Source organism: Atopobium sp. oral taxon 199 str. F0494 (assembly GCF_000411555.1).
GTDB lineage: Bacteria > Actinomycetota > Coriobacteriia > Coriobacteriales > Atopobiaceae > Lancefieldella.
Genome location: NZ_KE150486.1, coordinates 784695 through 811408 on the forward strand (window position 1 = coordinate 784695; position 26714 = coordinate 811408).

Below are 26714 nucleotides of genomic sequence, written 5' to 3' on the forward strand. Positions count from 1 at the left end.
ACGGCCGGCAAACATGTTTGAGCGTTACAACCAAAACTTACTCAAACAGCTTGTTGATATCCTCGACCGGAGTCGTAGGAACACGCCTGATCTCTAGCGTCACCCCCAAATCCTGAAGCTCGCGGAAAGCGGCGACATCACGGTCGTCTACCGCCACTGATGTGGCGACCTGCCGCTTGCCTTCGGCCATATGCATGTTGCCGATATTGACTTTCTGTATGGGAACACCGCCCTTGACCAGGGTAAGGATGTCCTCGGGATTTTCGGCGATCAAGAAGATATGCTGGGACGCGGACGCCTTATGGATGATGTCAATGGTCTTCTGCAGGGTGAAATAGCGGGTAGCGACTCCTGAGGGAGCGGCCATGTCCATAAGACCCTGACGCATCTTATTGCCTGCAACCTCATCATTTGCCACCAGAATGAGATTGGTGCCCAACGAGCCGTTCCACTGCGTAGCCACCTGGCCATGAATCAAACGGTTGTCGATTCGTGCGAGTTTAATGTCTGGCTCACCCATTTTTCTTCCTTTCGTTTCTTTGCGCTTGTCGCCGTGATTGGCACGGTTTTCTCGCAAACTACTACAGATATTGTTGCCGCCTTTTTCCTTTATGCGACTATGCGACGACGCGAGCTATGGCGTAACGCGCGACTTCCGCCGTACCGCTTTTAAGCTCAAGATCAACGGTTTCTTTGCCTACGCGAACAACGTTGCCATAGATGCCATCGGCAAGCACCACGCGCTGGCCGACAGCGAGATTCTTCTGAATATCTTCAGCCCCGCCCACTTTTTTCTTATTGGCTCGAACGGCAAAAAGGTATGCCATAAGACCGATAATCATTAAAAAGACGAGAAGAACAATGGATGACGCCAGGATGTATTCTGCCAAATGTTCCATATCAGACTCCTAAATTCCCTCGCCGTCAAAAGGATCTTCATCACAGGAGTGAGCATCAAAGAGATTTTTCGCCGACGCGCCCTCAGCCGCGCCATCAGCCGCGCTCTCAGCCTCAGCCGCGCCCTCATCTTTGGTTTCAATCTTCAACGTTTTATGCGCGACGCCCGCGGCTCCCGACTCCACCGCGGTCTGCACAAGATCTCGAAGCGTTGTCGTATCCAGACACAGCGACAATGTCTCAAGCAGCATAGGGAGATTAGCGCCTGTAACTACCTCAACATTTGCGTCATTTTGAGAAATAATCATCGCCTGATTAAAAGGTGTGCCGCCGAGAAGATCGCAGAACACGAGAACGCCATCGGTATGATCAAGCAAATCCGAGATAACAGAAGCAAGCGTCTCAGGATATGATGCGGCGCCGGCTTCGATAAAGGGAACAGGAACAAAGTATTTTTGCTCTCCGGCAATCATAGAAAGGGCATCTGCAAGGCCGTTTGCAAAGGTGCCGTGTCCGGTAAGAACGCAACCAATCATTGGTTTCTCCCTTTCATGCCCAGCCGCGCGCTAAAACGCCTGACTCATCGCTTGAAATCGATAGTTCGGCTCTCACGCTCAACTGGTTGATACCACCTATCCACTTATGCAGTATATCCCTCTTTACCTTCACGGTCTGGGTACGTTAACACTCTTTACGCTTGGCGATAAAACTCGACCGTTTACCGATACTATGCCTATAAAATACCTGCTAACAGAGATGCTTAAACCATTATTTTCTCTCGACATTTTCAGCAACCGGTAGCACAATCTATGGAGACCTCAACTACCCTGTCAGCTCTACTGGTATTACAGAAGGCTCATACCGGTAGTACAGAAAGGATCAAACGTGATTCTGACCGTTACGGCAAACGCCTCTATCGACAAAGCCTATCGTCTTGCAGGTCCCTTGACAGACGGCACCGTTCACCGCGTTGTCACCTGCGATGACAGTGCGGGCGGTAAGGGGCTGAACGCGTCTCGCGCAATCGTTACCTGCGGAGAAGACCTTCTCGCCACCGGATTTGTCGGCGGAAATAACGGCAGGTATCTCTGCGAGCTCGCCGCAAAAGACGGTCTCCGCGAGGATTTTGTACGCGTATCCCAAGAAACGCGCTGCTGCGTCAATGTACTTGAGGCAAACAGGCGCTCAACGGAGTTTTTAGAGCCGGGACGTCCTGTAACGGATGCAGATGTTGAGGCGCTGCATCAAAAAATCCGCGCGCACACCCCTCAGGCAGACGTCGTTACTATCAACGGAAGCGTTCCCGCGGGCATGACCCCCGACGCATACGCTGACCTCATAGAGCTGGTGCAGTCGTACGGAACGCCCTGCATTCTTGACACCTCTGGAGAACTTCTTAAGCGCGGAGTGAGCGCTCGCCCCGCTATGATCAAGCCCAATGCGGACGAAATCGGGCAGCTGCTGGGACGCACGATTACAGACGACACAGACGTACTCAGCGCAGCGCTTGAGTTGCATGAAGCGGGCATAGAAAACGTAGTAGTTTCGCTTGGTGCAAAAGGGGCGTGCATGGCGTGCTCCGAGGGCGTCTTCCGCGGGTATGCTCCAAAAATCGATGCTTTGAACCCTGTCGGAGCAGGAGATACGCTGGTCGGCGCCTTTGCAGTAGGACTTTCTCGAGGATATGACGCGCCGGAGCGGCTTCGCTTCGCTCTGTCATGTGCAAGCGCCAGCTGCCTTATGGAGGGCACCGGCCGTTTTAATCCTGAAATCGCTTCAAAACTCGCAGCACAAACAGAGGTCAAACGTATTACTCTATAGCTGGTTATACACTCATCCCGCAAAAGGGAAAGGGTACTTACTCGCCTCGCAAGAGGGAAAGGAGACACTATGTTTGTTTCTACTAAACAGATGCTGTTGGACGCACAAGCAGGACACTATGCCGTCGGCGCCTTCAACATCGAAAACCTTGAGTTTGTGATGGCCGTCATTAAAGCGGCCGAAGAGCGCCGCTCCCCTGTCATTTTGCAGACTACGCCAGGCACCGTAAAGTATGCCAATCTTGGTCTGTTTACCGCGATGGTTCGCGAAGCCGCTGAGCAAGCCACAGTGCCTGTAGCTTTGCACCTCGATCATGGCGATGGCTTTGACCGCTGCATTCAAGCGGCGCGCGCGGGCTACACTTCCGTCATGATTGACGGCTCTCATGTGCCTTTTGAGGACAATATCGCTCTTACCGCATCTGTCACTCAGTTCGCCGGTCCTATCGATCTTCCCGTTGAGGCTGAGCTTGGTAAGGTTGGCGGCAAAGAGGATGACGGCCCTGCGGTTGAGGGTGAAAACCCCTATACCGACCCTGATGAAGCGGTCGAATTTGTCGAGCGCACCCGGTGCACCTCGCTGGCTGTCGGCGTCGGTACGGCGCACGGCGTCTATAAAGGCATTCCCCATATCGAGCAGGGCGTCCTGAAGGAGATTCGTTCGCGTTTGGACATTCCTTTGGTACTGCACGGCACCTCCGGCGTTCCCGACGACCAAGTTGCCGAAGCAATCCAAAACGGCATCTGCAAGGTCAACTACGCCACCGAACTCCGCCAGGCGTTTACCGGCGCCTTCATGCACTACATGGCCGAGCATCCCGACAACTTTGATCCAAAGAAGCCGTCCATCCCCGGCATGCAGGCCATTACCGATGTTGTCGCCAGCCACATGGACAACCTTGGTTCTTCTCGCAAAGCCTAGGCGGCGAGAAGAACCTGGCTTCCGGTTACCTGGCTCTTTTCGATTTACCCACGTTTTGGGTCTCAGCAAATCTGAGAGTCCGGCCTTAGTCCGGCTTTAGCAAATCTTAAAGAGCCAACCTTCGGGAGCCTCAATCTCGCCGGATTGGATGGCTGTGAGCGTGCTGCGGAGGTTGGTCATCACAGGGCCAACCTCGCTCATGCCAGAACCAAAGATAATTTCTTTCTCGCCATCGACAACCTTGCCGACAGGTGAAATAACAGCAGCCGTGCCGCACATGCCGCACTCAACAAACCGGTCGATTTCGTCAAAGCGCACCGGCCGCTCTTCAACTTCCATGTGCAGATACTCCTTGGCAACATGGACCAGCGAGCGGCGCGTAATAGACGGCAGAATCGAATCAGTAAAGGACTGAGGAACTACAAGCGTGCCGGCCTCATCCACAAACAGGAAGTTTGCGCCGGACGACTCTTCAACGTAGGTGCGCGACTGCGAATCCAAATACATGCTGTCCGCGAAACCCGCTTGATGCGCCTCGGTTGTCGGCAAAAGCGACATGGCATAGTTCAAGCCGGCTTTGATGTTGCCTGTGCCATGGGGAGCGGCGCGGTCATAGTGGGAAACGGTCAGCGCGACGGGCTTCACACCGCTGGAATAATAAGCGCCCACGGGAGTAACCATAATGCGGAACTCATAGGTAGACGAAGGCTGAACGCCAATAGTATCGCCTGTGCCGACCATAAACGGGCGAACATAGAGCGTAGATCCGGTTCCAAACGGCGGAACCCATGCGGCGTTTGCCATCACGACCTGCTTAACGGCATCGAGGAATCGCTCCTCAGGAAAAGCCGGCATGACAATGCGCTTTGCCGACGTAGCCATACGAGCGGCGTTGAGGTCGGGCCGAAAGCACACGATGTCGCCATCTTTAGTGGTATACGCCTTCAGGCCTTCAAAAACCTCTTGGCAATAGTGAAGGATATTGGCGCACTCGGAAAGCCGCAGCGTGTGGTCACGCGTCAGACCACCCTTGTCCCATGCGCCGTCAGCATAGTGCGACACATAGCTGTAGTCAGTCTTGCGATACTTAAACCCAATGTTTGACCAGTCAAGATCAACCTTATCAACCGTATTGGTAAACTGGTCGTTATCAAAGTCCGTCATGCTGTCCCTTCCTCATGAAACCATCCACTGAAACCACCCGCGCCAAGCCGGAGCCAGAATGCCTTTAGCTCAATGCCGGTCTGTGTACCGCTTCCTATACAAACATGATTTGATTGCGCATGTGGCGAGAAGCGCATCTGTTAACGTGATATTTATTTTTGTCTCCATCTTTTCGTCATATGAAACGATGGATATACGCCAAACGATGGGTATAAGCCATTTGACACCTATCGATTTTGTCAAAAGAAGGCAGCATGGATATTCAAATTAAGCGGACGTATGAGGCTCCTGAAGCAACGGATGGCTATCGCGTATTGGTGGATCGTCTCTGGCCGCGCGGCATCAAGAAAGAAAACCTTTATATGGACCTGTGGGCAAAGACGATTGCCCCCTCAACCGAATGCCGCAAGGCGTTCAATCATGATCCGGCGCGTTTTGATTCTTTTGTCAAGCAGTACACCGATGAGCTTGACAACAATCCCGATGCGGCGACGTTTATAGAAAACCTCAAGAAAACGGGGGCTTCTCGCGTAACGCTTCTCTATTCCGACAAGGATACGCGCTACAACAACGCCGTTGTGCTCAAGAGCTGGCTCACAAAGAATCTGGATTAGCTGGTTTCGACCTGACTAGCAAGTTTCAATCGGTGTCGAGAAGAGCCTCTGGTAGAGCTTGAGCTCCTCTGCACCGGGAATGCTGGAGCGAAACTCAACATGAGTCGAGGCATTGTCGGCGATGGGATGGGCTGCGCTGGCATTGCCGACAGAATCGGCTACAGCGCTTGCGGCGACGGGCGCTCTGGCAAGCAGACCACCACGTTTCAGCAGACGGTGCAGCTGATGCGCCGCTCCGGCGCCTCCGTCATAAAAGTCGACATCGCCGAGGACGACTCGAATCTGCCGCGTGATGAAGGGGTAATGTGTGCAGCCAAGCACCACCGCGTCAGTTGACCCTGCATATCGGCCAATTAGGTTCTCAAGCAAGTCGTACATCTCGGGAGAGTCGGCCTTATCGGCTTCAATAAGCTCCACGATGCCCGCGCCTGCAATAGGAATGACTTCGGAAGTTGCTCCCCATGTGACTTCGAGCGTGTGAAACTTTGGGAGCGACAGGGTTCCCGCCGTCGCCATCACAATAATCCGACCGTGCGGATGCGCAAGCGCCGCTGGTTTGAGCGCAGGTTCAACACCAACGATTGGCAGTTTGGGATAGGTCTTTCGCAACGTCTGAGCCGCCGCGGCCGTCGCTGTGTTGCAGGCGATAACTAGAGCCTTTGCGCCTTCCTGAATGAGACCATGCGCGATCTCATGCGAGCGCTGATTGATTTGCTCGGGAGTCTTAGTGCCATAGGGAGCATGTGCGGAATCGCCGTAAAAGACGAAATTCTCATAAGGAAGCTCAGCCGTCAGATGTTTGAGGACGCTGATGCCGCCAAGGCCCGAGTCAAAAACACCAATAAAGCTGCTGCTTGTCATGCGCCCTCCTTTCTGCTGACCGTCCAAGCACACCGTTGCTATTTTACCCGTTCTTGATTATCGCGTTGCCGCGCGGATGTGATGGGTAGACTAGCAGCGTTGTGCGTTTTTGATGATTGACTGTGGGATTGACTGAGGCTTTCATCGGCCGCGCCCCAAACAAGTTCTTTCTGTCGAGGGTTCTCTCTGTAAGGAGTTTTATGAGCAACGCTGGTAAAAAGGTTAAAGTCCACTACGTTGGCACGCTGGACGATGGTACAAAGTTTGATTCTTCACGCGACCGCAACGAACCGCTCGCGTTCACCTGCATGGCCGGACAGATGATTGCGGGTTTTGATAATGCCGTCAAAGACATGAACGTAGGTGACGTTATCGACGTTCATATTCCTGCAGTCGAAGCTTACGGCGAGCGTCGTGAAGAAGCAATCCAGAGCATTCCGGTAGCACAGCTTCCCGGGTCAGAAAAGCTCGTCTCCGGCCAACAGGTAACACTTGGTACGCCCAACGGCTACCCCATCAGAGCAACGGTCGTTGAAAATGACGGAACCACTATTACCCTTGACACCAACCACCCCATGGCAGGTAAAGATTTGAACTTCAATATTGAACTTCTTGAGGTTGAAGACTAGCTAACGAGAAGCTCTTCTCATCTGAGAAGAGCTTCTTACTTAAAACAACGGTTTAGAGACTCAGTTCGTATCTGCCTCCTACAAAGTAATCCCGACTAAGGCATATTGGTTTTTCTTCTTTATCTACAAAGAATGACTGACTTAAAATAAGCGGTGAAGCTGTTGCTACTTCTAAAAGTCTTGCCTGTTCGGTTGTTGCTTTTACCGCATTAATGGTCCAAGTTTTACTACTCACGGGCTTTCTTCCCGTAAGTATTTCTATTGCTTCAAAAATTGAGGAATTCTTCAAGGGATACGTGAGTAATTCACTCGCCCAATCATATGGAATGACGACTCTTTCGTCTGCAATAGGCAGCTCATCAGCAGTCCTTATCCTTCTAATAAATACCATAAGGCTATTCTTGGACAAGCTAAAGAACTCCGCTTCATCCTTCTTTGCAGGAACGATTTGTTTATCAACGACACGTGCACCAGGAACTGCTCCGCTCGCTGTACACATGTCAGTAAAACTTCGTGATGCAAGGGACTGTTCAAGTCTTCTCTGAATATGACGAGAGCCAACAAATGTACCGCGCCCCTGCATTTTGGTTAAATAACCGTCGGAGCACAAATCCTCGATTGCTCTTCTAACAGTAATTCTACTTACTGAATATTGCTGACTCAATTCTGTCTCTGAAGGAATCTTTTGATTAACCTTATATTCCCCATCTTTAATGGATTGTTTAAGATCATCATAAATTTGCTGGTAAAGAGGATGAACTGTAGTTACTGACACGTATTACTCCAAGTCAACATCATAGATATCATACAAAATACAGACAGTATAACATCTTAGACATTTCTTCCTGCCAAATTGACAGAATAAAGCAACCTCACAAAAAAGCTGCATCAGGATTACTCCCAATGCAGCTTTTCAAATATCGTATAAAGCACAGAAGCTAGAAGCTCAAACATAACAAGCAAGCGGACTTGCTTGTTAATAAGTTAGCTTCCACATATAACGACGCATTGTAAGCGGATGCTCGCGTGCTTCAGCGAGTTTCTCGGCATAAACCCTCATGACAGCCGTGTGGATGAATGGATTGAAATAACTCACAACACTCTTTGGAACTGCTCCGGACAATCCGTAGTCTTTGGTATCAATAACAGCTATTTTTGCATCAAATCTCTGCATAAACGTAAGAGCACGAGCATCCATCTCACGGGTATTTCCTTCTGACATAAACAATAGGTAAGGCTTATCTCTCTCTGTCAGCTCAAACGGACCATGAAAATATTCGCCTGTGTTATAAGCAGCTGAATCAATCCATTGCATTTCTGAAAAAAGGAACATGGAGGTTGAATAGGCTACCTTCGCAGATGACCCAGAGCCCATAAGATAAATCAGCTGATCGTCTTTGAAATCATCAGCAAACTTCTGAGCAGACTTTTTCGCACTCTCAGCAGATTTTTCTGCCAATTCATATATGTTGGTAAGACCTGCAACAACATCTTCGTAGAGATCTGTTTTTTCAACTTGCTGAAGGATCTCTACTGCAAAGTCTAGGGCATAGCCCATTTTTTCAACCTTTGCGGCATAGTTGGCTTCAAAGCCGTGTACCACCACATAGTCGGCATCACGAGTAAGGGCTGAATCTCCGGAATGAGTAATGGCCACTACTGGTGCTCCTGCGGCTTTTGCAACTTCATTTGCATGGATAGTTTCAGGCGTTCCTCCACCTAAAGAGCAGGTTATCACAAAGGTATGCTCACCAAGCCAAGCAGGTGTGTCGTAATTGAATTCATTTGCCGTAAATATTTGTACATTAAGCGTTTTCGTATTATTGGCAAGAAAGTACTTTGCAGGATAGAGCTCCGACATCGACGCACCACAGCCCACAAAAGCAACATGAGTAATTTGATGCGTCTTTAGCACCTCGGAAACAATACGCTTTGGCTGATCCAGATCAATTTCAAACATGACACGCTCCTTCAAATACCATGTGTGTATAAAACGCCAAACTTTATGCCAGAATTCCCAGCGCAGACAAGACGATTCCACCAACAATTGCTACAACCAAAAGCCATTCTGTTTTGATACCCCGCTTAATGAGCGTGTACATGCAGCCGGTTAAGATGAGTGGGATCATCTTTGGCATAACGCTGTCAAGCACCGTCTGCAAAACCAATGTTCCGTCTGCAAAGACCAAAGGCGTCGTTGTTCCTATAAGAGAAGCAATCATGCTTCCTACTGCCATTAATCCCACAACACCGCAGATGTACATCACTCGTTCCATGGTCTTGCCATCTTGTAGCTTTTTTAAGTATTGATGACCACCTTGATAGCCAAGCTTTGCTCCAAACCACGTCACAAAGACAGAAGGAATAATGGAGATAAGCATTGCAACAATGGGACCTAAGATAGAACCTTGCTGTGCTAAAGCAACACCAAGCCCAAAAGCAATAACGCGAATCGTCCCCTGGAAAAACGAATCTCCAATTCCAGAAAGAGGGCCCATAAGCGACGTCTTCATAGCGTTGATTGCATCCGGATTTACGCTTGTCTGATCTTTTGCATACTCTTCTTCCATAGAGGCGGCAAGACCTAAGACAAAGGCGCTTGTTTGAGGTGTGCAGTTATAGAACGCCATGTGACGCTTATATGCTTCCTTTTTCAGCTCAAGCTGTTTTGGATCTGACTCATCCGGATAACAGCGATCGATCGTCGGAGCAATACCATACAAAAAGCCCATGTTCATCTGTCGTTCGTAATTCCAAGAATCCTGAATAGCCCATGAGCGCCAAAAGAATTGGCTGATTTTCTTGGTAAGAGATACTTCCTTAACTGACATTTTTCCACCTACTCATCTTCCTCGAGCGGATCATAATCCGACGCTGCATTTCCGGAAATTGCAAGAGAACTCTTTCCAAATCGAAGTCCAGAAAGAATAAAGGCAAAAACAACGGCAAACAGAGAAACAGAGGTAATTGACAAGCCTAAGTAAGCTGATAGTAAAAATCCCAAGAACAGAAAGGCCGCCATTCCCTTTGAAAGCATCATCGATAGCAGCAAAGCCAAGCCATATGCCGTTAGAATCTGTGCGGAAACATTTAAGCCTGTGCTCAACCATGCAGGAATTAAATCCACAACAGCTTGAACGGCATCGGTTCCAAGATATACTGCAAAGAATATTGGAATAAAGTACATCAACGAGTACAGTACGGTACCCACGATAATATGCATGTGAGTTGCACGCTTAAAGTTTCCGTTTTCGATTGCTGCGTCTGCGCTATGTGTCAAGACAGCAATAAGCGAACGAAACACAATACCAAAAAGCTGTCCAAGAACTGCGATAGGGATAGCAATGGTCATAGCGGTTTCAACACTTGCGCCGGTCAGGCAGGCAAAAGCAGATGCCACAATACTACCAAGAACCATATCAGGAGGAACGGCAGCACCGACGGAAACGAGACCCATGCTTACAAGTTCGGTTGCCGCACCAACCGCAAGACCCATGGGCACATTGCCAAGGACAACTCCTACAAGCGTAGCTCCTACAAGTGGCTGCTCAAAATTCAAACGTCCCAAAAGGCGTGAATCGAGCATACAAAAAACACCAACAAGTCCTACTAAAAATGCACTTATGAGGGAATTCATACACGTCTCCTTTCACATTATAGTTTTCTAAATAGAATTCAATTCAACCCGCTGATGAGAAGGGGTCTGCTGGATATAAATCTTTGAGCCAAGCGCAAGTAATTCCTTAGTGTCCTGTTTCTCAAACTCATTGAGAAACACAGAACTGCCTGATCCGCCGACCTGCTCGGCACCGTCCTTATTCGCCGTTGCTCCATAATTTATTTCTTTAAATTGATGGCTCTTGGAAAATTCAAGTAATTCTTTTGTGTTACCAAACACAAACATGACCGTATCACCTAATGTTGAAAGTTTTTCAAGTTTTGACAGAGCTTTTTCTACCGTAAAGACATTAAGATAGACTCCCGCCGGCTTTGCAAGCTTCAAAGCTCCCTTTTTAACCTCATCGGTTGCAGCCTCATTATCAACAACAATGATTCTGTTAGCTCCAACGGTATTAACCCAGGAAAATACGATTTGTCCATGAAGAAGCCGGTAATCAAGACGCACTAAAGCGGTTTTTGTCTTTTCGCCAATAACTCCCTTGTGAATTTTAGGTGCTATTGCCGCAGGAACATCATTAACGGAGTCCTCAGGATTTGAGCAGTCTAAAATACCCCGTCGCCCTTCCATGATTACGTTCTTTATTACTTTATCTGAATCCTCTTTTTCATCCTCCAGAACCAAGGTCAAAATCAAAGGTAAATTCATTCCTGAAATAACAGATATATGGGGATGATCGGAAAGAAACTCTACCGCAGAATTATTAACGCTACTTCCCAGTACATCGGTAAGAATAAATACAGCATCTGCCGGATCAAACGTAGCAATCAAATCATTTAACTTGGTTTTTATCGAATCCGTATCATCACGCTGCAAAGTAACCGCATGGATATTGCTCACGTCTCCGACAATCATCCTGACAGTATCAACTGCACCTTCAGCTAAGTTGCCGTGCGATGCCAAAATGATTTGCTTCATATTTGACACTCCTTTCACGCTATAACATATCAGACATCATATACGTCCTATACAGATAAATACTCATCTTGTTTTGATGGTGCTCTATACTTCGGTCAACGGTCATTTACAAGGGGCAAACGGACTAATACGCAACTTTCCACATATATCTTCTCGTCATATAATCCTTTGGAATAGCCTGCGACAAGGCACGCATATAGACATTGTTAAGAATGGGTGAGAACAGAATGTGATTGAAGTATTCTGATACCTCATCTGGAATAGCATCTAAACCAATCTCTTTCCCGTCCAAAAGATAAATCTTTTCTCCCCCATGCCACTTGAGAAATGTAACTGCCCTCTCATCAGCCGGCCTGCAGCGCCCAACAGACACCAACATAAAAAATGGCTTATTCATATCAAGCACCTCAAATGGTCCATGAAAAAACTCACATGAATTGACCGTAGGAGAATCAATCTGGAGCATCTCTTCTATATTGCAGATTGAAAAAATATAGGCTGATCCAAATGCCGGACCTGAACCCATTACGTATATCGTTGGCTCTTTCGCAACAGTATCTGCCCACTTTTTTGCCAATGGTGTTGTATGCTCTACGGCTTTTCTATAGAGCGCATCAACCTTACCAAACACATCCATAGCTGTTTGGTAATAATCGTAACCTTCAACTTCATAAACCAGGGTCATCGCGATGCAGAGTCCTATACTGGAATTGACTCTCTCTGTTTTGCTTGAATCTAAGGCAATGGATTCATACTTAATCTTTGCATCGCAGTTTTTCGTAAGATCAGATTCATCTACATAAAGGGCAAGAACATAAGCTCCTCGTTCACGCGCCACTTGAGCCGCGTCGCACGTCTCTTTCGTTCCTCTCATTGAACATACCACACAAAGAGCATCCTCGCCCACCTTGGCAGGAGTTGCTAGAGCAAACTCTTTGCTGGTAATCATATATGTTGAAATTGTCTTCGATTCGCATTGCATAAAATAATTAGCTGGATAGAAGCCACCATAGGAGCCTCCTGCTGCAATCCAATATACCTGATGGATTGCCCGTTCTAAAACAATGTGTCTGACGAGATCTGAGATTTCTTTTTGAACGTCCATTTCAGTCCCTTCATAATATATACTAGATGTATATAACGTATAGTATATATTATAAAAACACTATAGCAAGAGTGAATCTCCTTCTCTTTCAATATTATTCTTCAAAAAGATGCGAAAGATACAAAACTGCTCGTTAGAGAGAAATTTACATTTTGGTAGCTGTATATCTTGACTCTCCAAAAGCATTACAAATACTTCTTATAGCGAACTAAGGTTACAAATTTCATCAGTTATAACTTATAAAATAATGATTTAATCATAAACTTTAAGATATAAGTGATATATACTACTCTCAGCCAAGAGGAAGGCTGCGAAACTTATGATTAAACGTGAACTATATATGGGTCGCATACGCCCGTTTATCGGGTCAGATCTTATAAAGGTCATGACCGGTATTCGTCGCTGTGGAAAGTCAGTCATGTTAGAACTGATTAAGCAAGAGCTCATAGAGTCAGGCGTCGATCCAGCACAGTTAATTTCCATCAATTTTGAAGATATGAACTACTCCCATCTACAAACCGCTCAGGCTCTGCACGATGAGATTACCAAGAGATCCGCAGAGATTGAAGGCAAGGCCTATTTATTCTTTGATGAAATACAGGAGGTCACCGACTGGGAAAAGTGCATCAACTCTTTTCGTGTTTCCCTAGATTGTGACATCTATATCACCGGATCGAATGCAAAACTGTTGTCCGGCGAACTTGCAACCTACTTGGGTGGACGTTATGTGGAGTTTATAATTTATCCATTTTCATTCAGAGAGTTCATAGAGCTATATCGCCCTGATGCTCCCAATGCATCAATCCAGAAGTGCTTCCAGAAGTATTTGCTTCTCGGAGGTATGCCTTACCTTGCAAACCTCCGCTACACCGATGCTCCATCCAAGCAATACCTTCAAGATTTATTCAACTCTGTCCAGCTGAAGGATATCGTCAAGCGAAATAAAATCAGAGATGTTGACCTGCTTGAGCGAATCATCTCTTATGTGATGGCCAATATGGGCACGACCTTCTCAGCAAACTCTCTTGCAAAGTTCCTTAAAAACGAGCATCGCACCACTGCTCCAGAAACAATCCTCAACTACATTAAATACTGTTGTGAGGCTTACCTGTTCTATCAGGTAAAACGAGAAGACATACAAGGTAAACAGGTCCTTGCTTCCAACGAGAAGTACTACATTGCTGATCACGGTATCCGTGAAGCTGTTTTCGGCGGCAACACGCGTGATATCAATCTCGTTTTAGAAAATATCGTCTACTTAGAATTGCTGCGCCGAGGTTATGAAATAACTGTTGGCAGAGCGGGCGATAAGGAAATTGATTTTGTATGCAATAGACATGGCGAAAAGCTGTATGTTCAAGTTGCGTATCTTCTTGCATCGGAAGAAACAATCAGCCGTGAGTTCGACGTATATGATTCCATCCGTGACAATTTCCCAAAGTATGTTGTTTCTCTCGACGAATTCGACATGAGCAGAAATGGTATTAAGCACCAAAATATCTGTGATTTCCTCTTAGCCGAAGAGTGGAACTAAAAACACAATGCCCGTCACAGTTTTGAAAGCTGTAACGGGAATGGTACTTACTTTCGGTAATTCTTACATTTACAGCGCTGCTAAGGCCTGTTCCACATCAGCAATCAAATCTTGAGTTCCCTCAATTCCACAGGAAATACGTACCGTATTAGGAGTAATCCCGGCGCCGATTAATTCTTCATCGGAGAGCTGACGATGCGTTGAGCTTGCCGGATGCAGTACACAGGAACGAGCGTCTGCCACATGGGTTTCTATTCTGAAAATCTTCAAATTACCCAAGAACTTCTCGGCAGCTTCACGGCCGCCCGCAATGCCAACCGAAACAACACCGCATGAGCCCTGAGGCAGATATTTCTTCCCCAACTCAAAATACGGATCGGTGGGAAGACCCGGATAGCGCACCCATTCAACACGCTCGTTCGCCGCAAGAGCCTCGGCAACTGCTTGACCATTTTTACAATGTTGCGCCATACGAACATGCAACGACTCCAAGCCCAAGTTGAGATAGAATGCGTTTTGCGGCGACTGAATTGCGCCAAGATCGCGCATAAGCTGCACAGTTGCTTTTGTGATGTAAGCTCCACCTTGACCAAACGCCTGAGCATATACAAGCCCATGATACGAAGGATCGGGCTCCGTCAGGCCAGGGAACTTGTCCTTATGTGCCATCCAATCAAACGTTCCGCCATCAACAATGGCACCGCCAACAGCCGCTCCATGACCGTCCATATACTTTGTGGTGGAGTGAATGACAATATCGGCTCCCCACTCAATCGGACGACAATTTACAGGTGTCGCAAACGTATTATCAACAATCAGGGGTACACCGTGCGCATGTGCAGCCTTTGCCCAACGCTCAATGTCAAGTACCACCAGTGCCGGATTAGCAATAGTTTCACCAAAGACGCACTTAGTCGTGGGCCTAAATGCCGCAGCAATTTCTTCATCGGAGGCATCGGGCGAGACAAACGTGCACTCCGCACCCATCTTAGGAAGCGTTGTGGAGAGCAGGTTAAACGTACCACCATAAATAGTAGAAACAGCCACGACATGGCTTCCTGCCTCAGCGATGTTAAAGATCGAGAAGAACGCTGCAGCCATGCCGGATGCCGTAAGCATTGCAGCACTTCCACCCTCAAGCTCACAAATCTTTGCCGCAACACTATCAAGCGTTGGATTTTGCAAACGAGAATAGAAATAACCTGATGCTTTCAGGTCAAACAAATCTCCCATCTGCGAAGAGCGATCATAGGCAAAGGTAGTTGATTGAACAATGGGTACTTCTCGCGGCTCACCGTTCTTAGGTTGATAACCCCCCTGCACACAGCAAGTCTCAATATGCTCAGACATACGTTCCTTCTTCCTAAAACTCCGCATTACCAACAGTGCGCGGATGCGGAATAACATCTCGGATATTGTCGACACCCGTAAGATACATGACCAAGCGCTCAAAGCCCAAGCCAAAACCGGCATGCGTGCAGGAACCGTAACGGCGCAAATCAAGATAGTACTTGTACTGTTCAGGATCCATACCCAAGTCCTTGATGCGCTGCTCAAGCACGTCTAAACGCTCTTCACGCTGAGAGCCACCGATAATCTCGCCGATGCCGGGAACCAAACAATCGGCAGCGGCGACCGTCTTACCGTCATCGTTTGTGCGCATATAAAACGCTTTAATCTCAGCCGGATAATCCGTTACAAAGATTGGCTTTTTGAAATGCTTTTCCGTCAGATAGCGTTCATGCTCAGTTTGCAGGTCAATGCCCCACTTGACGGGATAGTCGAACTTCTCGCCCTGCGAAAGTGCGTCTTCAAGAATGGAAATAGCGTTGGTATACGACACACGAGCAAACTCTGAGGTAGCCACATGGCGCAGGCGCTCAAGCAGCCCCTTGTCCACGAACTTGTTGAGCATATCAAGCTCATCGGCGCAGTGCTCAAGCACATACGAGATTACGTATTGAAGCATGGCCTCCGCCACATCCATATCCTGCGCCAAATCGCAGAAGGCCATCTCGGGCTCAATCATCCAAAACTCCGCCGCGTGACGACGCGTGTTGGAATTCTCAGCGCGAAACGTAGGACCAAAAGTATAAACATCACCAAAGGCCATAGCGAAGTTTTCAGCCTGCAACTGGCCGGAAACCGTCAGGTGGGCTGAGGTGTTAAAGAAATCCTGTCCGTAGTCGACCTGCCCGGCGTCGGTATGCGGGACATTCGCGAGGTCAAGCGTAGTCACCTGAAACATCTCGCCCGCACCCTCAGCATCGGAGGTCGTAATGATGGGCGTATTAACGTAGACAAAACCGCGGTCCTGAAAGAACTTGTGAATGGCATACGCCGCCACCGAACGCACGCGAAATACCGCGCGGAAAAGGTTAGTGCGCGGACGAAGATGCTGCTGGGTACGCAGATACTCAAGCGACTGGCGCTTTTTCTGCATAGGATACTCAGGACTTGATGCTCCCTCAATCTCTATGGTGTGAGCTTGCAGCTCAATAGGCTGAGGACGCTCGGGGGTCAATTCTAAGACGCCATCAATGATTAACGCCGCGCCAACACCGCATGACGCTACATCATCATAATTGGCGCACGTCTCGCGATTCATAACAACCTGCAAGTCTTTGAAGCAGCTTCCATCATTAAGCGTAACAAAGCCGAAGTTCTTCATATCCCGTACCGAGCGGACCCAGCCGGCGACAGTAACGTGCGAGCCGCCAAGCTGCTGCGCGTCGGCATACAGCGTTGCAATTTTGGTGCGTTCCACAAAAACCTCCTCTTGAACCTTGCATGCTCTCTGGCAAGCAGGTCAGGTAACTTTATTAGAGTAGCTCATTTGCAAAGCTTATTGCACCGCAATTGACGCTGTCGGGTTAAAATTAAACATCGTGCGCGAGAACCCCCTGAAACAGAGGTTCTTCTCGCCACAAACGCAACGACTCACGCACGGCTACAATTGGCGCACGCGATTCGTTCGCAAGGGAAATGCACGCGATTCGTCTACAAGGGAGACGCCATGGAAGACTACAAGCAAGAGTTCATTGAGTTCATGGTTAAGAGCGACGTACTTAAGTTTGGTGAGTTTACGCTTAAGAGCGGACGTACGTCTCCCTTTTTCATGAATGCAGGCGCTTATGTTACGGGCAATCAGCTCCACAAGCTGGGGCTTTATTACGCTCGCGCCATCCACGACAACTTCGGCCTAGATTTTGACGTCGTTTTCGGACCGGCCTACAAGGGCATTCCTTTAGCCGTCATCACCGCCATGGGTCTGCAGGAACTCTACGGCAAAGAGGTTCGCTACTGCTCAAACCGCAAGGAGCTCAAAGACCACGGCGCCGATGCGGGCATGCTTTTGGGCGCCGAACTTCACGATGGCGATAAGGTCGTCATGGTGGAAGACGTCACCACTTCCGGCAAGTCTATCGAAGAGACCTATCCGCTGATTACATCCATTGCAAACGTCGAGGTCATAGGACTGATGGTGTCACTTGACCGCATGGAAGTCGGCAAGAGCGGTACTGTTGCCGCGCTCCGAGAGGTTTCCGAGCGCTACGGATTTCCCACCGCCGCTATCGTGAATATGGCTGAGGTGACCGAAGCGCTCTATCTTCATACCGTTGATGGTCGCGTCGTGATTGACGACACGCTGAAAGCTGCTCTTGACGCCTACTACGCGCAGTACGGCGTGAAGTAGTACGGCGTAAAGTAACTTTTGTTGATAAGATTGAGTAACACGGAGGATACATGGCTCTCATCTACGAAACTGCCCGATATGAAGCCTCTTACGGCACAATCGACCAGCTTCCCAAGCCGACGGCCCCCGAAGTCTCCTTTGTCGGCCGCTCCAACGTCGGTAAGTCGTCGCTCTTGAACCGCCTTTTGGGTCGCAAGCAGCTCGCGCGCGTTTCAAGCGTCCCCGGCAAAACGGCCACTATCAACTTCTTTGATGTTGACGGTGTAAAGTTTGTTGACCTTCCGGGATACGGCTACGCCAAGGTGTCGCGTGCCGAAAAGCAGCGCTGGGCAGATCTTATCGGCGGCTATTTTGAGCAGGAACGCAGCTTTAACCTGGTTATTTCTCTAGTTGACATCCGCCATGAGGCACAAAAGTTTGACCTGCAGATGATTGATTTTTTGCAAGAGGCTGAGCTTCCCTTTGTGGTCGCTCTCACCAAAGCGGATAAAATCACTCGAAACAAGCAACATCAATCCGCGGCCGCATTGCGCTCATCCTTTGGTCTTGCCCAGGAACAGCTTGTTGTTACCTCGTCAGAAACCGGTCTTGGCATCGACGAACTGCGGCGGCGCATTGAAGACGCGACTTTGTAATAAGGCACGCCAACACACCGCACGCAACACGGCCCTGCGACAAAGCGCACCTTTGGCATGAACCACACGACCCTGCAACGCTATACACGACACACTATGTAAGGCACCCTATGGATGAAATTCACCAGCAAGAACAGGCGCATCTTTCCAAAATCTACGCCACGCTGCTTGAGATACGCACGAACCTTGAGGCCACCCTCAACACCACACAAAAAGACGCGGCACGCGACTTGCGTCAAATGAGCGAGGAGATCCGTCCTGACTTTGGCGGCGCCGATGAGACCATCGAAACCCTTGCCGCTATTGAAACGCTTAACAGTGTTATCGACACCTATAACCAGTACCACGATTTCACTGTCGAGAAACTCGGCCGTGTTGAATTGCTGCTCAGGCAGCCTTACTTTGCAAAAGTCCGTCTTAAGATGCGGAGCGGTCGTCCTTCTCGCGACGTATATATCGGCGCCGCAGGCATGACCGATGAAGAGCGAAATCCCTTAATCGTGGACTGGCGAAGCCCTGTAGCCGAAACGTATTACAGCCAGGAAACCGGTCAGACTTCCTACGAAGTCAACGGCAAAAAGCGCACCGTTGAGCTGGAGCTACGTCGCCAGTTTGATATTACGCGCGATAAGCTCAACATGTATTTTGATACCACCGTAGCTATCGAGGACTCGCTGCTTCTGTCCGCGCTCCGCCGTCATCATACGGAGAAGTTGCAGGCTATCACGGCAACTATCCAGCGCGAACAAAACACGGTGGTCCGCCACGCCGATGTGCCGGTACTGCTTGTCAACGGCATCGCGGGCTCCGGAAAAACATCAGTCCTTCTGCAGCGTATTGCCTACCTTCTATACCGGGAACGAAAAACTCTTCGCGCCGACCAGGTACGTCTTTTTACTCCCAATGACGTCTTCGGCCGCTACATAGACACGGTGCTGCCAAGCATGGGAGAGTCGAACCCACAGGTTACTACCTGGGATGAATTTCTCAGCAGCCTTGGCCTTGCAGATCACGCGTCGGGCGCACATGACGACCCTGCTCTACTTACACAGCTTGAGAAAGGCGTCAAGGATCTTACGCTTGAGGAGAGTGATTTTCGAGGCATATCCGTCAATGAGCAGCAACTCATTAAAGCGGCACAGGTAGCAAGCGCTGTAAGAAAGTTTTCAAAATTCCCTGTCGGCCCGCGCCTCATTGCCCTTGTCAAAGATGAACTTCACACGCGCCTTGAGCGCCGCCTGGGACAGATGGCTCGCAATGACAGCCTGCAGGAAGAAATGCTTGAACTTGACATCGAGGATCAGGTACGCATATTCGGACACTCCGTCAATCCCTCAAGTGAAGACGAGGTCCTTGCCGCTACGCGCGCGTATCTTGATTACCGTTTTGCCGGCGCTCACGATAAGATTGAATCCGCGACATGGCTGCGGATTGACCGCATCGGCATGCGCATCTTAGACACCCAAGCTTTGAGCGGCGCCGAATGGGTCTATCTGCGTCTTCTGATAGCAGGACCAAGTACCTCCGATACGCGCTTTGTCATGATTGACGAAGTGCAGGATTATTCCACCACACAACTGACGGTGCTGACGCGGTACTTCTCGCGCGCGCATTTTTTGCTCCTCGGCGACGCGCATCAGGCCATCCATAAGGGCTCGGTGACCTTCGATCAGATCCGCGATATCTTTGCTGCAACTCACGGCAACGTCGAAGAGTGTCTGCTTATGACCAGCTACCGCTCCTCGCCTGAAATCACCGAACTCTTTACCTCATTGCTCCCAAAACACGAGCGCAGGCAAACCACTTCCGTTCATCGGGAAGGAACGCTCCCTGTTTTCTATGAAGTGGTTGCCAACGGCACGAAAGACGCTGCCGGCGGTGCGGAGGCTGTTTTCGACGGCAACGCAGGAACCGCCACGAACGGCGCGGAAGATGTGCGTGAACGCTATCTTGAGACGCTGCGCTCAGCGCTTGTTCAAGCCTTCGGCACAGACGGCCTGACAGCCGTTATTGTCCAGGACAAACAACGTGTCAGCTGGCTTGCCAAGCAGCTTAACGGCGCGCAGCTCTCCAGCGAGAACAACGGTGAACCCGCACGCAAGGGCGGCATGCAATCTGACGATACGGCGCTCGCACACGTCATAACATCGCAAGACGCGCTGCCTGCAAAAGGAGTCATTCTTCTTGATCTTGCCCTCGCGAAAGGCCTTGAGTTTGACCAGGTTATTATCGCTGACGCGCAGGCGGAAGTATATGGAGACGACGAGCTTTCCAGGCGCAGACTTTACACGGCGATTTCGCGCGCTATGCACCGCGTGACTATAATCTCGCAAGGTCCCATGACGCCCCTTTTGACCTCCTATCTGAGAGAGCATCACGTTGACATGTAGTTGGCGTGCAAGACGGAAATCTTACCGCCGGTCTCAGGGATAGTCACTGACTTTTAGGGTATCCGGTAACCATAGAGCGGATTTCAACCGGCTCTCGCTCATGTACTTGTTATATCGGCGAGAAGAGGCATCTGTCGCGGGTTTTCTCAAGGGCGACTCACGTTGTTGCGCCGTACTTCTCGCCTCATTCGCATGGAGGAGGAAACCATGTCAGAACTATCAGAACACACGCAGCCCGGCGTTATGAAAAATATTAACGCTAAGGAAGTGATGGTACTAAAAGATCAGGTAGCATGCCTGAACGGTCAGGTCATCAGTAAGACGCTTGCGCAGAACGATCATGTCAGCGTCACGCTGTTTGCCATGAGCACCGGAGAAGAAATCGCGAGCCACCGCGCCGGCGGCGACGCTTTTGTCACAACGCTTGAAGGCAAGGTTGAAATCACTATTGACAGCGATACCTTTATCCTCGAAGCAGGCAATTCCATTGTCATGCCGCTTGGCCACCCGCATGCCTTAAAGGCTCTTGAAGACTTCAAAATGCTGCTCGTTATTGTGTATCCGGAAGATCCTAAAAAATAATAAGGATATATAACAGTTATTTTGTTACGAAATTACTTTCAACATCGTTATCTCGTAAGGCATAACGGGTATAATTATATTGTCTGTGAAGGCAGAAAAGCTGTTACCAATAGAAAGGTGAGCTATGAGCCAGATTTATGATGTCCACGCACGTGAAGTCCTCGATTCCCGCGGCAACCCAACCGTTGAGGTTGAAGTTGTTCTCGATGACGGCTCCTTTGGCCGTGCAATCGTTCCTTCCGGTGCTTCCACCGGCGAGTTTGAGGCTGTTGAGCTTCGCGATGGCGACAAGAGCCGCTACCTTGGCAAGGGCGTCCTGAAGGCAGTTGAGCATGTCAATACTGAGATTCGTGATCTCGTTATCGGCATGGACGCAGAGGACCAGCGCGGTCTTGACCTCGCAATGATTAAGCTTGACGGTACTCCCAACAAGGGTCGCCTTGGTGCAAACGCCATTCTTGGTGTTTCCTTGGCAGTTGCTCATGCGGCAGCCGCTTCCGCAGAGCTTCCTCTGTATGCATATCTTGGTGGCGCAAACGGCCACACACTCCCTGTTCCTATGATGAACGTCCTGAACGGTGGCGTCCACGCTGACAACAACGTTGACTTCCAGGAGTTCATGATTATGCCTGTGGGTGCTCCTGACTTTACAACCGCACTTCGTTGGTGCGCACAGGTCTACCACACCCTCAAGAATACCCTCAAGTCCGCCGGTCTTTCCACCGGTGTCGGTGATGAGGGCGGCTTTGCACCAGACCTCAACTCCAATGAGGAGCCTCTTGAGTATCTCGCTAAAGCAGTTACTGAGGCCGGTTTTGAGCTTGGCAAAGACTTCCGCTTTGCCATGGATCCTGCTTCCTCTGAGTTCTACAACAAGGAAACCGGCAAGTATGAGCTCAAGGGCGAGGGTCGTTCCCTTACCGCTGAGGAAATGGTTGCCTACTATGAGGAAATGGTCGAGAAGTTCCCCATCATTTCCATTGAGGACGGCCTTGCAGAGGAAGACTGGGATGGCTGGAAGATTCTTACCGAGCGCCTTGGCAAGAAGATTCAGCTTGTTGGCGATGACCTCTTTGTCACCAACACTCAGCGTCTGAAGAAGGGCATCGAGCTTCATGCCGGTAACTCCATCCTCATTAAGGTTAACCAGATTGGTACCTTGACTGAGTCCCTTGAGGCTATCGAGATGGCTAAGCGCGCCGGCTACACCGCAGTTGTCTCCCACCGTTCCGGTGAAACTGAAGACACCACCATTGCCGATCTTGTTGTCGCAACCAATGCCGGCCAGATTAAGACCGGTGCTCCTGCTCGTACCGAGCGTGTTGCTAAGTACAACCAGCTTCTCCGCATTGAGGATGACCTCGGTGAGGGTGCTGAGTATCTTGGTCTCGACGCTTTCTATAATCTTCGCTAAGCTATTGCGTAACCCTAAAGCAAGTTGCGTAGTATGTACAACAAAGCCGCACCTCAACGGGTGCGGCTTTTTATTACAACCGATTACTGCAGCTGAACTTTTATTTATCAACCTCATTTGTAGGAGGATGCGTGGAGCTCACAATAAAAGAGATCTCCGACAAAAAAGAAAAAGAGGCCATCTCAAGGGAAATCCTCAATGATCTTCCGGAGTGGTTTGGGATGCCGGAAAGCACGGAAGAATATGTTGTAGATTCCCAGGACAAGCCTCTTCTCGCCTGTTTCATTCATGACGAAGTGGCGGGTTTTATCGTGTTGAACGCCACAAGCAAAGACTGTGCGGATATTTTTGTAATGGGCATTAAGAAAAAATATCATCGTATGGGGATAGGAACAAAACTGAATGCAGTCTATGAGGCGATGGCAAGAAAGCTCGGGTATACCTATTCACAAGTAAAGACTGTCAAGATGGGACAGTATAAAGAATATGACACAACCAATCGCTTCTATATCGCCATGGGCTATAAAGAGCTGGAGTGTTTCCCTACCTTATGGGATGAGTGGAATCCTTGCCAAATCTATATTAAGTATATTGGGAAGTAGTATTCTCTACATTGTTGAAGAAATGCGGTGAGATATTTCACTCGAAAACACCGCGCATGTATAAGAGACCAAGGAGCTATGACGAAAAACCATGCGTAAAATCAAAACCATCTTGGTAGGACAATCCGGCGGCCCAACTGCTGCCATCAACGCATCGCTTGCGGGTGTCATACGCACTGCATATAGTCATAATCTTCGTATTCTTGGCATGCGCAACGGCATCCAAGGTTTTCTTGAAGGCCGTGTGGCTGATCTTACCCAAGCCCTTAACCTTGCTTCCTCCCCCAATACAGCCGAGCAAAACTTCAGGCTGTTGAGAAAAACACCTTCAAGTTGGCTTGGAAGCTGTCGTTTTAAGTTGCCTAAACCTGATGAAAACCCTTCCTTCTACCAGCGCATTACCATGCGCATGAATGAGCTTGGAATAGACGCCATTCTCTACATCGGTGGCAATGACTCCATGGACACCACCGATAAGCTTTCTCGCTACTTTGCAAATACAGGCATTGACGTGCCGGTTGTTGGCATTCCCAAAACCATCGATAACGACCTTGAAGGTACCGACCACACACCTGGTTTCGGAAGTGCTGCACGCTTTGTAGCAACCGTGACCGCAGAGCTTACCTGCGACGGTGGTGTTTACGACATAAAAAACGTTACCTTCATTGAAGCCATGGGCCGAGAAGCCGGCTGGCTCACCGCTGCCGGAGCACTTGCAGGCGATATCTGCGGAACCGCCCCGGACTTTGTACTTTTACCGGAAGTCCCCCTTGATGAAGAAGTTCTTCTCGCCCGCATCAAAGCACGCCTTGCCGAGAAGAACAACGTAGTGATTGTGGTCAGCGAAGGTGTACATCGTGCAGACGGAAGTTTCCTGTTTGACGCGGGCTCTATTGCAACCGACACTTTCGGACACCTTGCAGCACAGTCCGGAACGGCAGCATATCTGGCACAGCTTGCTAAGGCGCGACTGGGCGTAAAATCCCGTGGCATTGAGCTCAACACGCTGCAGCGCTGTGCGTCGCATGCGGCGAGCAAAGTTGATCTGGACGAGGCTGAAGCGTTGGGAACCGCCGGGGTTGTCGCTTCTCTCCAGGAAGAAACAGGTGTTATGGTGGGCATTCATCGCCTCTCCAGCAAGCCTTACGCCACAGAGATTCGCACTGTTCCGGTTGCTAACGTAGCAAATAAAGTAAAACTTATACCTGCAATAATGATTTCAGATGACGGCTTTAACGTAACCGATGAAGCGCTCCGCTACCTGCGCCCCTTGGTAGCCGCAGCAGAGGAGCCAATTCTTGGGGACGGACTTCCTCGGTTTCTTGACGCGCTGTAATGGCAGTCTCACAAAGTGGCGCTTTCATTTCCAAAAGCACGTGGAACTCCAAAAAAGTGCGTGAGTTGTGATATAAAAGCTCCTAATTTAGGCATCAGTTGTGATAAATCCCCCAAAAACTTCATGAGTTGTGACATTTTTTATCACAACTGATGCACTTTTTTGGAAACGCGCACTCTTTGGAAACGTGTAGTCAAGCATCCAAAGGTACATTGTAGTAGCGACCTCATAGGATGACGACCTTGTATAGCAGTACTCTCGTATAGTAACGCCCTTGGTTAGACCAACAGTATCTACCGCTCGGCTGGAATTACCTATTGTGAACGGTATGGCTACGTACTCATTTAGAATAAGGATTCATGTGCCACGTGTCTTCCGTATAGTTATTTCTCGTGTGTCATTTCGACCATTGTTTTTCGTTCGGCGCTCCACATTTCTGTTTTCAACTGTCAGTTTCCAAACACAGGGAGTTCCATGTGCACAATTAAGAAAGTGCTTGTAGGCCAATCAGGCGGACCAACGGCAGTGATTAATGCTTCACTCGCAGGTGTTATCAGACAGGCACATGAGCACGGCCTTGAGATCATCGGAATGCGAAACGGTATCGAAGGCTTTCTGGAAGGCCGCACTGCCAACTTGACCGACCTGTTTCACCCCGCACGCAACCACCACACCTATGGCAAACAAGCCGTTGAACTTCTCGCCCGAACTCCTTCAAGCTTTCTCGGAAGCTGTCGCTACAAACTCCCCGATTATGAGAAAGACCTGCCTTTCTATCAACACCTAGCACACAGCCTTGCCTCACTGGACATTGACGGCATTTTGTACATCGGCGGCAATGACTCAATGGATACCGTCGAGAAGATTTCAGCGTATTTTGCAGCGAATCACACCGACATTCCTGTTATCGGCATTCCTAAAACCATCGACAATGACCTTGAAGGCACTGACCACACGCCCGGATTCGGAAGCGCCGCAAGATACATTGCCACCGTTGTGCAGGAACTAGCTCGAGACGCTGAAGTTTACGGTAAACCAAGTATCACCATCATCGAAACAATGGGTCGTGACGCAGGCTGGCTGGGCGCCGCTTCCGCCCTTGCTCGCGAGAAGAACGAACAGGCTCCGGACATCATCCTGCTCCCCGAGGTGGCATTTGACGAAGAAAGGCTTATCAGCAAAATCGGAGCGCTTTTTGAATGCAAAAAGAGCATCATCATAGTGGCAAGCGAAGGCGTGCGGAGGCCTAACGGCTCGACACTTTTAGCCAAAAGCAAAGTCAGAATGGACGCCTTCGGACATCTTGCAGACCAGTCAGGCAATGCGCTGTACCTTGCAGAACTTTGCCAGAAACATTTTGACTGTAAGATCCGCGGCATCAATTTGAACTCTTTACAGCGTTGCGCCATTCATGCAGCAAGCGAAACCGATTTGCGCGAGGCATGGCAGCTGGGAGCCGCAGGAGTGGACGCACTTCTCGCCGGCAAAACCGCCTGTATGGTGGGGTTACAAAGGGTCAGCGATACCCCCTACCAAACGGAGATTCATTGTGTCGCTGTTGCTGAAATTGCCAACAAAGTCAAGCATGTACCTGCAGATATGATTTCAAACGATGGTTGTTGGGTAACTGAAAAAGCGCTTACATATCTGCGGCCCCTGATTTCTAACGGGAACCATGAAGCAGAGTCTCAAGAAGATGGGCTGCCTGTCTTCATTCCAAAGCTGAGCCAAAACAATGGGTTTTGAGGGTGAAACCCTTTAAATTCGATTCCGATTTGGCTCCCGCTCGGTTCCGATTCGGTTCCGACTTAGTTCCGATTTAGTTCCGAGCGAGAAGGTCTTGGCTGTTTTCGCTTCCAAAAGCGCATGCGATTCCAAAAAAGTGCGTGAGTTGTGATATGAAAACTCCTAAAAA

Annotated in this window: 26 protein-coding genes; 13 read left to right on the forward strand and 13 right to left on the reverse strand. The window is 49.3% G+C overall.

Features of this window, described 5'->3' with window-relative positions; genetic code table 11:
- Nucleotides 1-37 precede the first annotated feature (37 nt).
- The 3 genes from agaV to HMPREF1527_RS03500 form a co-directional block, all read right to left on the reverse strand.
- Nucleotides 38-520, reverse strand: a complete 483-nt coding sequence (gene agaV / locus HMPREF1527_RS03490) for a PTS N-acetylgalactosamine transporter subunit IIB (RefSeq protein ID WP_016477319.1) — start codon at nucleotides 518-520, stop codon at nucleotides 38-40.
- 97 nt (nucleotides 521-617) lie between these two features.
- Nucleotides 618-899 (reverse strand): preprotein translocase subunit YajC, encoded by a 282-nt coding sequence (yajC, locus tag HMPREF1527_RS03495; protein WP_016477320.1) that lies wholly within the window; start codon nucleotides 897-899, stop codon nucleotides 618-620.
- Nucleotides 900-908: 9 nt separating this feature from the next.
- Nucleotides 909-1433 (reverse strand): PTS sugar transporter subunit IIA, encoded by a 525-nt coding sequence (locus tag HMPREF1527_RS03500; RefSeq protein WP_016477321.1) that lies wholly within the window; start codon nucleotides 1431-1433, stop codon nucleotides 909-911.
- A 349-nt stretch (nucleotides 1434-1782) separates the two neighbouring features.
- Here HMPREF1527_RS03500 and HMPREF1527_RS03505 point away from each other — a divergent pair, with 349 nt between their 5' ends.
- Nucleotides 1783-2718 (forward strand): 1-phosphofructokinase family hexose kinase, encoded by a 936-nt coding sequence (locus HMPREF1527_RS03505; RefSeq protein ID WP_016477322.1) that lies wholly within the window; start codon nucleotides 1783-1785, stop codon nucleotides 2716-2718.
- Between the two features lie 69 nt (nucleotides 2719-2787).
- Nucleotides 2788-3639 carry a class II fructose-bisphosphate aldolase gene (locus HMPREF1527_RS03510; RefSeq protein WP_016477323.1) on the forward strand — a complete coding sequence of 284 codons (852 nt, stop codon included), beginning with the start codon at nucleotides 2788-2790 and terminating at the stop codon, nucleotides 3637-3639.
- 96 nt (nucleotides 3640-3735) lie between these two features.
- On the opposite strand, the gene HMPREF1527_RS03515 is transcribed toward HMPREF1527_RS03510, so the two are convergent.
- Nucleotides 3736-4803 (reverse strand): branched-chain amino acid aminotransferase, encoded by a 1068-nt coding sequence (locus tag HMPREF1527_RS03515; RefSeq protein WP_016477324.1) that lies wholly within the window; start codon nucleotides 4801-4803, stop codon nucleotides 3736-3738.
- A 254-nt stretch (nucleotides 4804-5057) separates the two neighbouring features.
- On the opposite strand from HMPREF1527_RS03515, the gene HMPREF1527_RS03520 reads away from it, so the two are divergent.
- Entirely contained in the window at nucleotides 5058-5417 is a 360-nt protein-coding gene (locus tag HMPREF1527_RS03520) for a DUF488 domain-containing protein (RefSeq protein WP_016477325.1), read from the forward strand.
- A 15-nt stretch (nucleotides 5418-5432) separates the two neighbouring features.
- Here HMPREF1527_RS03520 and murI read toward each other — a convergent pair whose 3' ends face one another.
- The gene (gene murI, locus HMPREF1527_RS03525; protein ID WP_016477326.1) at nucleotides 5433-6278 is read right to left on the reverse strand and encodes a glutamate racemase; all 846 of its coding nucleotides are present in this window, start codon (nucleotides 6276-6278) and stop codon (nucleotides 5433-5435) included.
- Nucleotides 6279-6478: 200 nt separating this feature from the next.
- Between murI and HMPREF1527_RS03530 the strand changes: the two genes are divergently transcribed.
- Nucleotides 6479-6907 carry a peptidylprolyl isomerase gene (locus HMPREF1527_RS03530; RefSeq protein ID WP_016477327.1) on the forward strand — a complete coding sequence of 143 codons (429 nt, stop codon included), beginning with the start codon at nucleotides 6479-6481 and terminating at the stop codon, nucleotides 6905-6907.
- A gap of 52 nt (nucleotides 6908-6959) precedes the next feature.
- Here the strand turns inward: HMPREF1527_RS03530 and HMPREF1527_RS07980 are convergent, their stop codons facing one another.
- From HMPREF1527_RS07980 to HMPREF1527_RS03560, 6 genes are all read right to left on the reverse strand, one after another.
- The gene (locus tag HMPREF1527_RS07980) at nucleotides 6960-7682 is read right to left on the reverse strand and encodes a GntR family transcriptional regulator (RefSeq protein ID WP_016477328.1); all 723 of its coding nucleotides are present in this window, start codon (nucleotides 7680-7682) and stop codon (nucleotides 6960-6962) included.
- A gap of 201 nt (nucleotides 7683-7883) precedes the next feature.
- Nucleotides 7884-8867: an SIS domain-containing protein gene (locus tag HMPREF1527_RS03540; protein WP_016477329.1), complete on the reverse strand. Its 984-nt coding sequence runs from the start codon at nucleotides 8865-8867 to the stop codon at nucleotides 7884-7886.
- 43 nt (nucleotides 8868-8910) lie between these two features.
- A complete protein-coding gene (locus tag HMPREF1527_RS03545; RefSeq protein ID WP_016477330.1) occupies nucleotides 8911-9738 on the reverse strand; it encodes a PTS system mannose/fructose/sorbose family transporter subunit IID in 828 nt (275 codons plus the stop codon).
- Between the two features lie 8 nt (nucleotides 9739-9746).
- A complete protein-coding gene (locus HMPREF1527_RS03550; RefSeq protein ID WP_016477331.1) occupies nucleotides 9747-10544 on the reverse strand; it encodes a PTS sugar transporter subunit IIC in 798 nt (265 codons plus the stop codon).
- Between the two features lie 27 nt (nucleotides 10545-10571).
- Nucleotides 10572-11504 carry a PTS mannose/fructose/sorbose transporter subunit IIAB gene (locus tag HMPREF1527_RS07610; protein ID WP_016477332.1) on the reverse strand — a complete coding sequence of 311 codons (933 nt, stop codon included), beginning with the start codon at nucleotides 11502-11504 and terminating at the stop codon, nucleotides 10572-10574.
- A 124-nt stretch (nucleotides 11505-11628) separates the two neighbouring features.
- Nucleotides 11629-12609, reverse strand: a complete 981-nt coding sequence (locus tag HMPREF1527_RS03560) for a hypothetical protein (protein ID WP_016477333.1) — start codon at nucleotides 12607-12609, stop codon at nucleotides 11629-11631.
- A 319-nt stretch (nucleotides 12610-12928) separates the two neighbouring features.
- On the opposite strand from HMPREF1527_RS03560, the gene HMPREF1527_RS03565 reads away from it, so the two are divergent.
- Nucleotides 12929-14143, forward strand: a complete 1215-nt coding sequence (locus tag HMPREF1527_RS03565) for an ATP-binding protein (RefSeq protein WP_016477334.1) — start codon at nucleotides 12929-12931, stop codon at nucleotides 14141-14143.
- 69 nt (nucleotides 14144-14212) lie between these two features.
- Here HMPREF1527_RS03565 and HMPREF1527_RS03570 read toward each other — a convergent pair whose 3' ends face one another.
- Both HMPREF1527_RS03570 and asnS read right to left on the reverse strand, forming a co-directional pair.
- Entirely contained in the window at nucleotides 14213-15493 is a 1281-nt protein-coding gene (locus tag HMPREF1527_RS03570) for an O-acetylhomoserine aminocarboxypropyltransferase/cysteine synthase family protein (RefSeq protein ID WP_016477335.1), read from the reverse strand.
- A 13-nt stretch (nucleotides 15494-15506) separates the two neighbouring features.
- Nucleotides 15507-16910, reverse strand: coding sequence for an asparagine--tRNA ligase (gene asnS, locus HMPREF1527_RS03575; RefSeq protein WP_016477336.1), 1404 nt, complete (start codon nucleotides 16908-16910; stop codon nucleotides 15507-15509).
- A 249-nt stretch (nucleotides 16911-17159) separates the two neighbouring features.
- Between asnS and pyrE the strand changes: the two genes are divergently transcribed.
- The 8 genes from pyrE to HMPREF1527_RS03615 all read left to right on the forward strand — a co-directional run bounded on the left by pyrE (nucleotide 17160) and on the right by HMPREF1527_RS03615 (nucleotide 26545).
- Nucleotides 17160-17840, forward strand: coding sequence for an orotate phosphoribosyltransferase (gene pyrE / locus HMPREF1527_RS03580; protein WP_016477337.1), 681 nt, complete (start codon nucleotides 17160-17162; stop codon nucleotides 17838-17840).
- Between the two features lie 50 nt (nucleotides 17841-17890).
- Entirely contained in the window at nucleotides 17891-18475 is a 585-nt protein-coding gene (gene yihA / locus HMPREF1527_RS03585) for a ribosome biogenesis GTP-binding protein YihA/YsxC (RefSeq protein WP_016477338.1), read from the forward strand.
- Between the two features lie 110 nt (nucleotides 18476-18585).
- The gene (locus tag HMPREF1527_RS03590; RefSeq protein WP_016477339.1) at nucleotides 18586-20865 is read left to right on the forward strand and encodes an ATP-binding domain-containing protein; all 2280 of its coding nucleotides are present in this window, start codon (nucleotides 18586-18588) and stop codon (nucleotides 20863-20865) included.
- A 207-nt stretch (nucleotides 20866-21072) separates the two neighbouring features.
- Nucleotides 21073-21447, forward strand: coding sequence for a cupin domain-containing protein (locus HMPREF1527_RS03595; RefSeq protein ID WP_016477340.1), 375 nt, complete (start codon nucleotides 21073-21075; stop codon nucleotides 21445-21447).
- A gap of 124 nt (nucleotides 21448-21571) precedes the next feature.
- A complete protein-coding gene (gene eno, locus HMPREF1527_RS03600; protein ID WP_016477341.1) occupies nucleotides 21572-22861 on the forward strand; it encodes a phosphopyruvate hydratase in 1290 nt (429 codons plus the stop codon).
- A 131-nt stretch (nucleotides 22862-22992) separates the two neighbouring features.
- Complete coding sequence (locus HMPREF1527_RS03605; protein ID WP_016477342.1) at nucleotides 22993-23463, forward strand: GNAT family N-acetyltransferase; 471 nt, start codon at nucleotides 22993-22995, stop codon at nucleotides 23461-23463.
- Nucleotides 23464-23554: 91 nt separating this feature from the next.
- Complete coding sequence (locus tag HMPREF1527_RS03610) at nucleotides 23555-24799, forward strand: 6-phosphofructokinase (protein ID WP_016477343.1); 1245 nt, start codon at nucleotides 23555-23557, stop codon at nucleotides 24797-24799.
- Between the two features lie 474 nt (nucleotides 24800-25273).
- On the forward strand, nucleotides 25274-26545 hold the full coding sequence (locus HMPREF1527_RS03615; RefSeq protein WP_016477344.1) for a diphosphate--fructose-6-phosphate 1-phosphotransferase: 1272 nt from the start codon (nucleotides 25274-25276) through the stop codon (nucleotides 26543-26545).
- Nucleotides 26546-26714 lie beyond the last annotated feature (169 nt).